Source organism: Belliella marina, from assembly GCF_042682445.1.
Taxonomy (GTDB): domain Bacteria; phylum Bacteroidota; class Bacteroidia; order Cytophagales; family Cyclobacteriaceae; genus Belliella; species Belliella marina.
This window is the reverse complement of the sequence record NZ_JBHUHR010000045.1, coordinates 541504-556796: the sequence shown is the minus strand read 5'-3', so window position 1 is coordinate 556796 and position 15293 is coordinate 541504. Positions and strand designations below refer to the sequence as shown.

Below are 15293 nucleotides of genomic sequence, written 5' to 3'. Positions count from 1 at the left end.
CACCCATTTACTGCGTTAAATTTTTGAGCGATAGCTTAGGCTATCCCTCAAAAATTTGCCTTGTAACTGGATATTTTTATTGATTTTGACTTTGTGATAACAATTGAACTCAGGTTATTTCTAATTGAAGTTTAGGTTTTATAATCAATAAAAAAAGTCTCCGTCATGGACGGAGACTTTTGTGTAACTGGAAATGTAATCCCACATAAAACTTAAACACCTTTAAGATAAAATCTAAAAGCTCTCCAAATATCTTGAATAATTAATTCATAAAAAATACCTACTTGTAGGTATTTTTTATGAATTTTTAGTCAAATAATTATATTTATGTATAGTTATTTTATAAAAACCTAGTTAATATTTAGTTGTTCCCAAAGGTTCTGGACTCCAAGTGCTCTTCAAGTTTAAGTTTTTCCACCCCTTCTTTTATCCAATCGGCTGCCGAGTCACCCTTGAGATGGTGATCAAAGAACTCCATCATCCGGACACTGTAATCTTTTCTGTTTTCGAGTTTTGAAAGCCCATGGTTTTCACCTTTGTACTGAACCATTATTACAGGTTTTTTCAACCTTCGCAAGGCATTGTAGTATTCTATTCCCTGTGTGAAATCCACAGCCCCATCCTTGTCATTATGCAACATGAGTAGTGGCGTGTTTACATTTTTCACATGGTACACTGGTGAATTCCTTTGGTAAGATTCCCAGTTTTCCCAAGGAGCACCCTTGAACCTACCTTGTGAAGCTTCGAAAATAGACATATTACCACCACCCGAATTCCAATATATCAAGTCATACATGGATATCATATTGGTCAAAGGTGCGCCCGCTGCTGCTGCCTTGAACATATCTGTCTGGGTGATCAGGAAAGAAGTCTGATATCCTCCCCAAGAATGTCCATGAAGGCCCATTCTTTTTTCGTCAATTACTCCGGTTTTGATGGCTTCTTTGACACCGGGAAGAACACACCATACAGCAGACATGCCTGGGTCATCCATCGTATAGACAATATCTGGGATAAATACAGCGTAACCATTACTTGTGTAGATGTTGGGATTCCAGCCTGTTCCGCTAAACCCTGGTGCTGCATAATTGTGAAGTGTCTGGGAAAGTTTTTCGTAATAGTATATGATTGTAGGGTATTTGGTTCCTTCTTGGTAGTTTGCTGGAAGAAATAATGCACCTTGTAAAGTGTCGCCTTTGTCAGAAACATAATCTATCAACTTCGCACCACTAGACCAAAGATACTTGTCGGCATCAGGTGTGTTTTCGGTCAATTTGGTTTGGGAACTGATCTGCGCATCTGTTAGGTAAAATTCAGTAGGGAGATTAAATTTTTCTTTGGTGAAGAAATATACATCTGAGGATTTTGCCTTTGAAAACCTATTGATATTAGCGTCTTCCCATAGCAAAGATTTTGCGCCTGCCTGCAATCCAGCTTTACTTGGTTCAACTTTTACAATTCCACTTTTTTTGGATTTTTCACCATATGATCTAAAATACTGGGCTTTTTTCCAATCATAACCCTTCTCTTCTTCGTCCAAAACAAATCTGTTTTGATAGCGGATTTTATCTTTTCGGCCATTCTGTGTGAGATTGATGGCTTTTTCACGATTGTTTAATGGTACTTGCCAAATATCCCAGCCATCTCTGAGCAGTACATATCTGCTGTCACTGCTCCAACCAAGGGCTCCATGAAGTGGTTTGGTGACATTGTGGTCATCCTCAACATTGACAAATGAAACCGGCAAGGCTTCTGTAATATTGTTTTTCGTTCCGGTAAGCATATCATAGATATAGAAGTGTCCGTCATGTCCGTAGATCAGCTTCGTCCCATCTGGAGAAGGCCGTGGATAGGAGGAATAAGATGGTAGGTAGAGGTTTTCGAACAGCAGTTTGCGATCGCCATTGGTGAGGTCAACCAGGTAGATGTCCTGATAGTTTTGGCCATTGAGGTTCACATCCAGTTCATAGGCACGTTGGTCTGTACCAAGGGCATATCGCTCCTTAGGCAACAATGTCAAGCCCTTCATGCTACTGTCTTGAAGTGTGATGTGCTTGCTCGACTTGAGGTCATACATTGACCAAAAACTGAAATTTTTATCTTGGTTTTCCAAGACTTGTTGTCTGGATTGGAGCCTGCTGTCTTGCCAATGCCAGATAGTCAGATCTGGTTTTTTATGGTCATCTTTAGAAGTGCTTGGTGTTTTTGTTTTAGAGCTGTCAGCCTTTGCAATTGCTTTTTGGAGGTCAGCTATGGATTTGATTGTCGAATCAGCAAGGATTAGGGATAGTTTTTCGGAATCAGCTTTCTGGCTTGCTTCTTTATCTTCTTTTTCCTCATCCTTTTTTTCTTCTTTTTTGGCTAAAACCAACGGATGGATTCCGTAAAACAATCTGTTTTGATCTTCAGACCATTGTGCCCTTCTGTTGGGGCTGATGGTGTAGTCTTTAGGGAAGTTGACGGAATCTTTCGCCGGATCATAGATTGTCAATTGCGGGTTGCCCAGATTTTTTACTCCAATCAATTTCCCATGGTCTTGCTTGTACTTTTTGTCCTTGACCATTTTCAAGAGCGCAAAAGCATCTCCTTTTTCTGTCCAGTTGATGGATTTGTAAGAAGCGGCATCACTTTCCAATACTTGGGTTTTGCCATTGGACACATCCATCAGGTAGATCCCATTTCCAGATTGATTGGCAGCATCGATGGTATAGACCATGTATGAACCTGCTTTGTTGAAAGAAAACTCAAGGACATTGCCTAGGTTTTGGTTTTTGCCAGATTTGAGTTGTACCAAAAGTAAATCAGAACCTTTGGCATCCCCATTTGACCCTTCTTTGCTTAGGTTTAGGGCCAAATGTGTGGAGGATTCACCATTGAAAGAAAAACTGGATACTTTCTCAAAAGTCGTTTTCTTTTCAGTGTCGAGTTCGATAAGGATAACTTTTTCAGGCAATGGCTTGCCACCTTTTTCGTTTGCTTTTTTCTCTTTTTCCTTTGGGTATTCTTTGAAAGCTATCCATTGGCTATTTTCAGAAAAGACAGCATTAGGGGTATTGGTAGACCCTATGGAGTATGATTTTTTGCTGGTAATGTCACCAGTCTTTTGGATGATGAGTTCTCCATCCCCCTCCACAGGAAGCATGGCATAAGCAATCCATTTCCCATCAGGAGAGATTTTTACACTGTATGTTGAGATAGATTTCCACGAAGGGATATCTTGCCATCCCATGGGTTTTGGATCTTTGGAATCTTGTGCATAGCTGTTGAAAATCAACAGGAACGCCAAGAGTGAATAGATTAGTTGTTTTTTCATATTTATTGGATATTATTGATTTATACTGGGTCAATTTCTGAATGCTTGTCTTGTTACGGATGGCTTACATACCTTTCAAAAAACTCCATAATCCTTCCCATCCTATCGATTCTTCTGTGGATGGCACCTGATCTTGACATTTCATGGCCTTCCTCTGGATATCTTACATATTCTACAGGCCTGCCAAGTATTTTTAGGCTTTTGTAGAGGAGTTCTGATTGCCTTACACCTGTTCTGTAATCTACATCTCCATGCTTGATGAGTAGGGGAGTTTTGATGTTTTGGACATAGGTTTGCGGACTGTTGTAATCCAAGATCTCTTTTACGCCATCTTCCCATGGATACCCAAAGTGGTTGGGTACCAGTCTCCATGCATTTCCTTCACCTAAGAAAAAGGTCAGTTCATATACTCCCCTTTGGGAAAATGCCGCTTTGAACCGGTGGTCATGGCTTACAATCCATGCAGTAAGATAGCCGGCGTAAGACCCACCTGTGAGGAAGTATTGGTCTTTGTCTATCCAAGTATATTTGGAGGTGGCTTCATCAAGCGCACCCAATACATCTGAGGATGGACCATCTCCCCAATTTTGGAAATTCCCCTTTTGGAACTCTTTTCCATAGCCACCACTTCCCCTAGGGTTGGCGTACACCACACCATAGCCCATAGCTGCCATTACCTGGAATTCATGCCACATCGAGCCCTCTCCTGGGCCCCACATAGCAGAAGGGCCACCATGCATTTGGAGTACAGTTGGATATTTTTTTCCAGCTACTTTATTTATAGGCTCCATCACCCAATAGTCAACAGTAAATCCATCCTCTGTCTTGAGCTTATGTGCGATGGGTTTCGATATTTTTTTGCCTTCCAGCCAGGTTTGGTTAAAGTTGCTTATTTGCTTGGGGTTTTTGTTTTCTAGATCCGAGACATAGAACTCTGAAGGGTTTTCTATTTGGATTAGGCTGTAGACCATTTTTTGGCCAGTAATGTTCAGGTTTCCCACACCGACTGGTCCTGTGATAATTGGCTCGATTTTACTGTTGTTTACATTGACTTTCCATAAGGAACTCCCACCTTCATTGGCACCTGTGAAATATATGGACTGACTATCATCTGTCCAGTGTCCGCTTGAAAGACTTCTGTCCAATGATTCTGTCAGCCATTTGAAGCCTGTGCCATCGGCATTGAGCAAACCGAGCATTCCCATGTTGTAGCTTGGTTCATCGATGTTTTGTCCATTGAATAGGATTGACTTTCCGTCAGGAGAAAAATTGGGGTTGCCAACCCTATACCCTTCCAGTTTGAAAAACACTTCAGATGCTTTTGTCTTCAGGTCTATTCTCCAAATTTCAGTATGGTTTGTGAAATCAGGGTGTTCTTCGTTTTTGAGTGATGAAGTCAAGATATAATTTGCTTCGGGAGACCAGGTAGCTCCAAAATAACTCTGAAATCCCTGTGTCAACAATTCTGTTTTGCCGGTTTCTATATCCAATACTCCAAGGTGGGAAAAATACAAATCGGGACTTAGATCCCTTTCTCCCAAGAAATTCAATCTATCAACGACCTTTGGGTCATTTTTGGCTGCATTCTTTGCCAACCAGGCACGCAGTTCTTCTAAGGTGCCATCAGGGTTTGGCTTGATTTCTTCCATTCCTATGCCAGCATTGATGGCTTTGTAATTTGGCTCATCGCCATATTCCCTTCCAGGTCTTTGGTTTTCCCAGTCAGGCTTGCCATCTATAGCCCAAATAGGGAAAGTGGTGCTGTACAGGATTTTTTTACTATCCGGGGACCATTGTGGATTGCTGGCACCATATTTTTCTGCCGTATAGACTTGGCTTTCACCTCCTGTCAAGGGCAATATCCAAATCTGTGATTTCCCATCTTTGGGTCTGGAGAATGCTATTTTTGAACCATCGGGTGAAAGGGAAACTGAAGAGACATTGTATTCCCCGGAAGTAAGTGGGTGACTTTTTGGGTTGTCAGATAGGTCTGTGATCCATGCCTGGCTTCGGTAGCTATATTGTTCCTTACCCTTGTCTTCGACAAAATTTTTTACGAATACCACTTTTTTTCCATCAGGTGTGATTTGGTGGGAAGATGTAGTGACGATTTTGGTGAGGTCTGTCAATTGTATCAACTCACTATTTTGGGCGATGGCGTAATTCCAAAGAAAAAAGGAGAAGAGAATAATGGATTTAGTTTTTTGTAACATAGTCTTTATTTAAATTGGAAATATGTTTTAAGAGAATTTGTTGTAGTTTAGAAGTTCAGGAGAATTAATGAATTTGAATAAATAGCAATAACCCTCAGTTTTAAATGAATCCTACTCCAAGTCTTGATATCTTTGGTTTTTTTGATGATATACCAGCACCCGTGATCGCCTTCGATCAGGAGAATTTACGATATTTCAATAATTTTTGTAAAGATAATTTTGACGTTTTGCCCAACCGTTGGGATCAATTTTTTTCGGAAATACAAATTCAGGAAGTAATTAACGACTTTTTCGAGAAAGTCGAATTACCGCATATAGAATTTATCCAATCCAAGCGGAATAAATTTGGGGAAATGATGGAGTTTCATTGGGATTTGATCAGGTTTTCTACTTCTACCCAAGACCAAATTCTGATAGTGAAAGGCAAGCTTTTGATTCCGGATGCCCCAACTATCTATCCGATAAATTTTGGGAATAAAGGTAGGAATCAGAATTTCATCAACAAGGTCTTGAGATACATCCATGACATGGTAGCGATTATGGATTCCAATGGAGTGTATAAATTTGTCAGCGAATCAGTTGTTGATAAAATCGGTGTAGCTCCAGGCAGCATTATAGGCAAGTCTTACATGGAGTTTGTGGACAGGGGGATTTTGGATATAGTGGAGGGGGATTTTGGAAAGTTATTGGGATCTTTGGAGGAGGAGAAGATTGGGATGTGGGTTGAAATACCTGGAAAGGACAAGATTTATATCGAAAGTTATGGGAAAAACCTGATCCATGATCCCCAAGTACAGGGCATATTGATAAGTGCAAGGGACATAACTTCGTATAAAAGAGCGGAAAAATCTCTTCAGAAACGATATGAGCTTGAGAAACTCATCAATTTGATCTCAAAGAAATTTGTGAATACTACGCTCGACCAAGTGGATAAAGTATTCAATGATTCGTTGAGGATACTTGGAGAGTTTGAAAAAGCGGATCGGGCTTACATTTTTTTGTTTCATGAATCCAAAAGTGAAATTGAATACGCTTATGAGTGGACGGCAGAAGGTGTAGATCCACAGATGGACTATATGAAGAGTATTTCCATCACTGATGATTTGCTCACTATCAAGTCTCTCAAAGAAGGGAATATCTTCATTATTCCTGATGTGGCTCAAATGGACGAAATGTATACCTATGAGCGGGATATTTATCTTCAACAGGATATTGCCTCAGTGATCTTGATCCCTATTTTCTCAGAAAATAAGTTGATTGGGTTCTTTGGATTGGATGCTGTAGGAGAACCGAGGGCTTGGCACGAAAAGGATGAGTATGTTCTTAGCCAGCTTGGGGATATCTATGCAGGTACATTTATCAACCGTTCCATCAAGAAAAGATTGGAAAGAAATGAAAACCTTTTGGCCTCAACTGAGATTTTGGCCAAATCAGGCTCTTGGAGGTTCAGCAATACCAAAAACAAATTGTTTTTTTCAAGGGGACTCAACAAGATATTTGGATTGGATGAAAAGATGTCTTCTGCAACTGTTACCGATCTTTTGAAAAAAATCAAAAAAAAGGATAGGTATTCCCTTTTGACAAATGTGAATAGAGCGATCAATCTTCAAAGAACAACCTCAGGGGAATTTAGCTTGACCAATGAGCGGGGAGACAAGTATTTGAGCTATACCATAGAAATAAGAAAAGTGCCTGGCTTTTCGAATCTGGAGATTTTTGGGTATTGTACAGATATTACCGACAAAAGGGATGCTGAGAAATACCTGAAGTTACAATCCCAAATCCTGGCCCAAGTAAATGACCCTATTTTTGTGACAGACAATCTTCTGAAGGTGATTTATATGAACAAGGCCGCCTCAAAAGAAGTGAATGTTGGAAAGAAAAGGAAGTCAAACCGGAAAATAACAGATTTGTTTGAGTTTCAATTTTCGGGTAACAGGGATTTTTATCAGTTGTTGGGCGAATTGAAAGAAGGGGACGAATATAGACAGGAGATCTATGTGAAGACCACAAAAGGTGTTTTTGAACCATATGAGTTATCTGTTCAGGTATTTTCAAATGATTTGGGAGAAAAACTCGGATATTCATTTTTGGTTAGAAACCTTTCCCAGCAGTTTAAGCAGGAAGCTTTGGCAAAAAAAGCCAAGTTGATAGTTGAAAACAGCTCCGCGGTTTTGTTTACGGTTGACCCAAAAGATAATTTTAGAATAGTCTACATTACTGAGAATATTAAGCAGTTTGGGTACAAAGCTGATTTCCTGATCAATTCGGGAATAAGTATTTTGGATATTATACATCCAGAAGATGCCAAGGATATCCTGAAATTCCATTATTCAAAAAAGAATGAAAATGGAATCCCTTCTTTTTCGGGGGAATACAGGCTTAGGAAGAGTGATGGGACATATTGTTGGGTTGAAGACAAAACCCAAGAAGTACTGGGACCAAATGGGGAGATTAAACTTCATGAAGGGTTGATCCAGGATATCACAGAGAGGAAAAAAGACAGGGAAGAGATCATTAGATCCAATAAAAGATACAGGGTTTTAGCTGCCAATATCCCTTTGACAAATGTTTTTCTGATTAACAAAGACTTACGCTATATCGTTGCCGAGGGGACTAATTTTCAGAATTGGGGGATGACTTCGGCGGATTTTGAAGGAAAAACCTTGGAAGAGATCCACAAAAGCAATCTCCATGAAATCAAGCCTTCTGTAATCAGGTCATTGGAAAACAGGGAGTTTGTCCAAAAAATCCTGAAATATAGAAAAAGGGTATATGAAATGACTGTTAGACCTATTGTCTATCAGGGGGAAGTGGAGTATGCACTTGGCATAGTACGGGATATCAATGAAGAATACGTGGCCAAGGAAAACCTGAAGGCAAGTGAAGAGAAGTACAGGACCTTGGTAGAAGAGTCCACCGAGATAATATTTTCACTCTCCCTTGATTTGGAACTTACCTACGTATCGCCTAACGTCAAGCAGTTTTTGGGCTATGAGATTCATGAAGTGACAAAGACAAGATTGACTGGATATTTACACCCGGATGATTTAACTGTTTTTTCGGGGATGTTGAATAATTCTATTTCAGCTATTTTCGAAAACCACCAATACCTGGAATTTAGGTTGAGGCATAAGAATGGGGAGTATAGAGTGTTTAGCTCCAATGGGAAGTTGATTAAAGATGAATGGGGCAATGTACGGCACTATACCGGAATTGCCAGGGATATTACAAAGCTAAAAGAAGCCCAGCGAGAACTTTTCTACGCCAAAGAAAAAGCGGAACAAGCTTCAAATATCAAATCGCAATTTTTGTCCATCATGAGCCATGAAATCAGGACCCCAATGAATGCAGTCATCGGAATGGCCCATCTTTTGATCGAAGACAACCCTAGGCCCGATCAATTGGAGAATCTGAAAACTTTGCAGTTTTCTGCAGAGAACCTTTTGGGGTTGATTAACGATATCCTGGATTTCAATAAGATAGAATCAGGAAAGGTTGAATTGGAGAATGTGGCATTTGACATCAATGTGGTATTCAACAGAATCATCCACTCTTATACCTATCAAGCGAGAGAAAAAAGTTTGGATGTCAGTTTTGAAATCGACGGCAGCATCCCCAAAGTATTGATGGGAGATCCTGTAAGGTTGGCCCAAGTTGCCAATAACCTCATCTCCAACGCAATCAAGTTTACCGAAAAAGGGTTTGTGAAAATCAGCCTGAAAAGAGTATCTGAAAGTCGCCGATCTTTGAAGATAAGGTTTGATTTTGAAGACAGTGGTATTGGGATACCGGATGAAAAAATACAGGCAATATTTGAGGCGTTTACACAGGCCAGCACAGAAACAACAAGAAAATATGGTGGTACTGGCTTAGGGCTTACAATTGTCAAGAAACTTGTTGAGCTGTTTGGTGGGGATATCAAGGTGACAAGCATGCCTCATGGAGGGACCAAGTTTAGTTTTGAATTGGATTTTGCAAAACAGGAAGGAAATACACCAGAAAGTAAGGAAGATCAAGTAAATATTGAAAAAAACCTGTCACACGCCTCCATTTTAGTCGCCGAGGACAATTTGGTGAATCAGATCATGATCAAAAAATTCCTGAACAAATGGGGGGTAAAAGAAGTGGTGATGACCAATGATGGCAATGAGGCTATAGAGGCGATTGACAGACAAAATTTCGACTTGATACTTTTGGATCTTCAAATGCCTGAAAAAGATGGGTTTGAAGTTGGCGAGTATATCCGCAGCCATAAAAACGAGAAGATTAGCTCTCTTCCTATTATAGCATTGACGGCATCTTCTTTGATTGAGGTAAAAGAGCAACTTGAAGCAGTCGGGATGAATGATTACATCCCAAAACCATTCAACCCAGATGATCTATATGCGAAAATCATCAAATACATCAGTGTATGATATGCAAAACAATGTTTATTTAAGGTATTTCAATTAATTTTGATGCATAAACACCAGAAATGAGAGCAACTTCCATTCTTTTCCTTTTTCTATTTTCAGCCATTTCATATGCCCAATCAAATAAGGAAAATAGATCGACACTATATGTAACTTATGGCACTACCGGTGCCAATTTGCGCTTGTTCAATGAGATGCTAGAGAACAAGGGCCTTTCCCCCATGCGAAAGGGCTATACCAACCTTGGGCTAGGATACCAGACCAGATACAATGATTTTATTTTGGGGTTTGAACTTTATCAAAATTCCGGATTGAGCTCTGATTTCAATGGTTACAATATTGACTATAGGACCAGCAGGGTATTGCTCAATGTCGGTTATGCACTCACCGAAGAGGGGAGTTTCCAATTTATCCACTACATGTCTATCGGGTCTGGTTTTTTGAATTTCCAAATGCTCAGAGATAGGCCAAATCAGAATATCAATGAATTTCTCCAAAACCCGGAGCATGGTTTTGTATTGAGGGATGGCAATATTCACAAAGGAAGTCGTTTTTTTTCCGGTTTGCTTACGGAGATAGGGTTTCAGGCAAGTTATGATCTGCCCATTCCCGGCAGGGAAGAAGTCTTGGAAGTGATGACCAAATTCGGGTATGCATTTAGCCCATTTGAAAATTCTTGGAAAATGAATGGGATTCAGTTTAGTGGTGCACAAAGTGGGGCTTTTATCCGTGCTGGTGTAGGGATTTCATTGCCTGATCATAATTTTTTCTATAAAGATGCATCCTTGGGGATTCACTTGCTGACGGGTTTGCAGATGACAAAGGCGACTGAATTTAACAAGATTTTGGTGGAAAATGGTTATGAACCCTTTGATGGAAGGCCGAACAATTGGGGCGTAAAAGTATTGGGGGAGAGTAAAGGTTGGCTTTATGGGGTAGATGTATATAATGTGGCACTGAAAGGATCAGCACGTGCAGGTCAAAACCACACCCTCAACAGTGTGAGGGTTTATGCGAATTCTGGGGTTAAGTTTTTTGAAAGGAAAAACCTTGAATTTGGTGGGCTTGCGGGCTTGGGATTTGCAAATATTCGATATACTCTTTCAAGCAATTACAAACCTGATTTTCCATTGCTCTTTGAAGAGCCGGATCACGATGGGTACATAAGAAACTCCGGACTTATGGCCAAACCCGAAATCTATGCCGCCTATGCCATACCTTTCACCTCTGAGAATGCATTCAATCTCATATTGGGGGTTCACGCTGGCTACGAAACACCATTGAGCAGATACAGATTGCAAAATTTGTCCATGTATAAGTACATGGCCAATCCGTATTTGCATTTTTCAATTGGCATCAGACCATAAGTTTTCCTATTGATTTGAACTTTTGGTCAAACATTTTTTGAAAAAAGCGATATAATTCAATTATACGGCTTACCTTTGAACTTGCTTATCGAGAAAGACCGAGGGAAGGGCCCTACGACGTCTTAGCAACCTGACTTAACAAGGTGCTAACTCCCATTCCGAAATTTGTCGGAAAAAGATGAGCGGTAGATTAAAAAGTCTTTTTTCTCCCGGTTCTTGCTCGCATAAGTTTTTATATTGAATCAGAGCGACATGATTAGAACGGAATTATTATTAGCACAAGCCAAAAAACAGATTTTGATCCTAGATGGTGCTATGGGTACTATGATTCAGCGGTATAAACTCTCCGAAGAGGATTTTAGAACCCCTGCATTGAGCAATCACCCGAAGCCACTCAAGGGGAATAATGATTTACTTTCTCTGAGCAGGCCTGATATCATCAAGGCAATCCATGCTGCTTACCTTGAAGTAGGTGCCGATATCATCGAGACCAATACCTTCAGTGGGACCACAATAGCACAAGCAGACTACGGATTGGAACATTTGGCTTATGAAATCAACTACCAGTCGGCAGTAATAGCCAAAGAAGTAGTAATGGAATATTCTGCCAAAACACCTGACAAACCTAGATTTGTCGCTGGAGCCATTGGGCCAACCAATAGGACAGCCTCGATTTCTCCAGATGTAAACGACCCCGGTTATAGGGCGGTGACTTTTGACCAATTGGCAGATGCGTACAAAGAACAGATCCATGGATTGTTGGATGGAGGTTCGGATATTCTGTTGGTTGAGACAATTTTTGACACCCTGAATGCCAAAGCGGCCTTGTATGCCATACAAGAGGTGTTTGAAGAAAGGAATCTGCCTTTGGAGCCTGAAGAGGGAGGTATTCCAGTGATGATCTCGGGGACAATTACGGATGCTTCCGGACGGACACTTTCCGGACAGACTACAGAAGCATTTTTGATATCGATATCTCATGTGCCATTGTTCAGCGTTGGCCTGAACTGTGCATTGGGGGCAAAAGAGCTTAGGCCTTACCTTAAAATATTAGCAGATAAGGCACCTTTCTATGTAAGCGCTTATCCGAATGCAGGACTGCCGAATGAATTTGGGCAATATGACCAGGATTCGGTTGAAATGGCAGATCAGGTAGAGGATTTTCTGAAGAATGGAATGATCAACATATTGGGAGGATGCTGTGGCACAACTCCTGAGCATATTGCTGCATTGGCAGAGATTGCTGCCAAATACAGTCCAAGGGAATTAGAATTGGTAAACGAATCAGATGAGTAAAAGACAATACAAAGACGCGATGAAGCTTTCGGGGTTGGAACCTTTGGTATTTACTCCCGAAATCAATTTTGTCAATATTGGTGAAAGGACCAATGTGACGGGGTCCAAGAAATTTGCCCGACTGATTCTCAACGGTCAATTTGATGAAGCGCTTGAAGTAGCTTTGGATCAGGTGAGAGGTGGGGCACAGGTCTTGGATGTATGTATGGACGAAGGGATGTTGGATGGGGTAGCTGCCATGCAGCGATTTCTACATCTGATAGCATCAGAACCTGAGATTAGCAGGATACCGATCATGATTGACAGCTCCCGTTGGGAGATAATCTTGGCAGGACTTAAGTGTGTCCAAGGGAAAGGAATTGTCAATTCCATCAGCTTGAAAAATGGGGAGGCTGAGTTTATTCACCAAGCCAAAACCATCAAGAAATTTGGGGCGGCAGTAGTCGTTATGGCATTTGATGAGGATGGGCAGGCAGATACCTACCAAAGGAGGATCGATATCTGTAAGCGGAGTTATGATGTTTTGGTCGATGTAGTCAAATTCAACCATCAGGACATCATTTTTGACCCCAATATTTTCCCTGTGGCTACAGGGATGGATGAGCACAGGAAAAACGCCATCGACTTCTTCCACGCAACCCAATGGATCAAACAGAACCTGCCTGGCGCCAAAGTAAGTGGAGGGGTGAGTAATGTGAGTTTCTCTTTTAGGGGAAACAATCCTGTGAGGGAAGCCATGCATGCCTCTTTTCTGTACCATGCCATCCGACATGGAATGGATATGGGGATAGTCAATCCCACCATGTTGGAAATCTATGATGACATCCCGAAGGATCTTTTGGAAAAAGTGGAAGATGTGCTCTTTGATAGAAAAGAAGAGGCCACGGAAACTTTATTGGAATTTGCTGAGACGGTCAAAGCCTCGGATAAAAAAGAAGTAGCCACTGAAGCTTGGAGGGAAAGTCCAGTTCAAAAGAGGATTGAACATGCTTTGGTGAAAGGGATTATTGACCATATCCTTGATGATACAGAAGAAGCAAGAGTGCTCCTGAAGAATCCCCTAAAAGTAATAGAAGGACCTTTGATGGATGGGATGAATGTGGTAGGTGACTTGTTTGGGGAAGGGAAGATGTTCTTGCCCCAAGTAGTGAAGTCTGCCAGGGTGATGAAAAAGGCGGTTGCCTATCTGGAACCCTTCATGCCGAAAGTAGGTGATTTGGATTACAATGAAGAGCAGAGCAGTATCAAAAAGATCCTTTTGGCTACAGTAAAGGGTGATGTACACGATATTGGGAAAAACATTGTAGGTGTTGTATTGGCATGCAACAGTTACCATATCATAGATTTGGGGGTGATGGTGGATGCCCAGAAAATCATCGACGAAGCCATTAAAAACAAAGTCGACATCATTGGTTTGAGTGGCCTGATTACCCCTTCACTTGATGAAATGGTCTATGTCGCTTCCGAAATGGAAAGACAGGGATTGACCATTCCATTGTTGATCGGAGGGGCTACCACATCCAGGATTCATACGGCTGTCAAGGTAGATCCAGTCTACAGCGGAACTGTCATTCATGTGACCGATGCTTCCAAGTCAGTGCCGATAGCTGGAGAGTCTATTTCCGAAGAAACAAGAGATGCCTACCATAAGCAAATCAAAGAAACCTATAGGCAACTGCGGATAGAGCATGAAGCCAAACAGCAAGTAAAGCAAATGGCGACCTATTCTGAAGCCAAAGCCAATCCTACCTTTATTGATTGGGACCATTATGTGCCATTTGTTCCAAAAAAACTTGGCACTACAGTCTATAAGGAATTGGATTTGTCTGTTTTGAGGGGATATATTGATTGGACACCTTTCTTCAGTACCTGGATGCTTTCCGGTAAATACCCCAAAATCCTACAAGACAAAGTAGTTGGGAATGAGGCCCAAAAGCTCTTTGATGAAGCCAACCAAATGCTGGATAAGATTATCGAGGAGAAATGGTTGAAGGCTAAGGCTGTTGTTGGACTTTATCCAGTGCAGCGGGTTGAGGATGATTTGGTCTTGCCTGAAAATGGTCTGAGCTTCCATTTTTTGCGTCAACAAGGCAAAAAAGGAAAAGGAGTGCCCAACAGGTCCTTGGCAGATTATATTCATCCTGATCAGATTGACTATTTGGGAGGGTTTGCAGTGACTGCAGGCTGGGGGATAGAAGACAAATTGGATGAATTCAAGCAGTCGGGTGATGATTACAACGATATCATGCTCAAAGCCCTCGCTGACAGATTGGCGGAGGCAGGTGCGGAATACCTCCATGTACTGGTGAGAAAGGAGCTTTGGGGGTATGCCGAGAATGAGAGCCTCGAAAACGACTCGTTGATCAAAGAAGAATATCAGGGGATACGTCCGGCACCGGGATATCCTGCTTGCCCAGAGCATTCGGAGAAGAGAACTTTATTTGACCTACTGGAGGTAGAGAAAAATATAGGGATCACCCTGACCGATAGCTATGCGATGTATCCTACCTCTTCAGTGAGTGGTTTCTATTTCGGCCATCCCGAAAGCAAATATTTCGGATTGGGGAAAATAGGTGAAGACCAAGTCAAAGATTATGCAAGAAGAAAAGGGGTGAGTATGGAACAGGCCGAAAAATGGCTTTCACCAAACCTAGCTTATTCACCTTCATTAAATGTTCAAAAGTCATAA

At 41.2% G+C, this 15293-nt stretch carries 6 protein-coding genes and 1 riboswitch; of the genes, 4 read left to right on the top strand and 2 right to left on the bottom strand.

Annotation, left to right across the window (positions count from 1 at the left end; translation table 11 throughout):
* Positions 1-361 precede the first annotated feature (361 nt).
* Entirely contained in the window at positions 362-3313 is a 2952-nt protein-coding gene (locus ACFSKL_RS19190) for a S9 family peptidase (RefSeq protein WP_376888437.1), read from the bottom strand.
* Positions 3314-3366: 53 nt separating this feature from the next.
* The gene (locus tag ACFSKL_RS19185; RefSeq protein WP_376888436.1) at positions 3367-5526 is read right to left on the bottom strand and encodes a S9 family peptidase; all 2160 of its coding nucleotides are present in this window, start codon (positions 5524-5526) and stop codon (positions 3367-3369) included.
* Between the two features lie 104 nt (positions 5527-5630).
* On the opposite strand from ACFSKL_RS19185, the gene ACFSKL_RS19180 reads away from it, so the two are divergent.
* The 4 genes from ACFSKL_RS19180 to metH all read left to right on the top strand — a co-directional run bounded on the left by ACFSKL_RS19180 (position 5631) and on the right by metH (position 15293).
* Positions 5631-9944 (top strand): PAS domain S-box protein, encoded by a 4314-nt coding sequence (locus ACFSKL_RS19180; protein WP_376888434.1) that lies wholly within the window; start codon positions 5631-5633, stop codon positions 9942-9944.
* Positions 9945-10003: 59 nt separating this feature from the next.
* A complete protein-coding gene (locus tag ACFSKL_RS19175; RefSeq protein WP_376888433.1) occupies positions 10004-11308 on the top strand; it encodes a hypothetical protein in 1305 nt (434 codons plus the stop codon).
* 82 nt (positions 11309-11390) lie between these two features.
* Positions 11391-11493: riboswitch (SAM riboswitch) on the top strand.
* A gap of 67 nt (positions 11494-11560) precedes the next feature.
* Positions 11561-12604, top strand: a complete 1044-nt coding sequence (locus tag ACFSKL_RS19170; RefSeq protein WP_376888431.1) for a homocysteine S-methyltransferase family protein — start codon at positions 11561-11563, stop codon at positions 12602-12604.
* A complete protein-coding gene (gene metH / locus ACFSKL_RS19165) occupies positions 12597-15293 on the top strand; it encodes a methionine synthase (protein WP_376888429.1) in 2697 nt (898 codons plus the stop codon). Before ACFSKL_RS19170 ends, metH begins: the two co-directional genes overlap by 8 nt.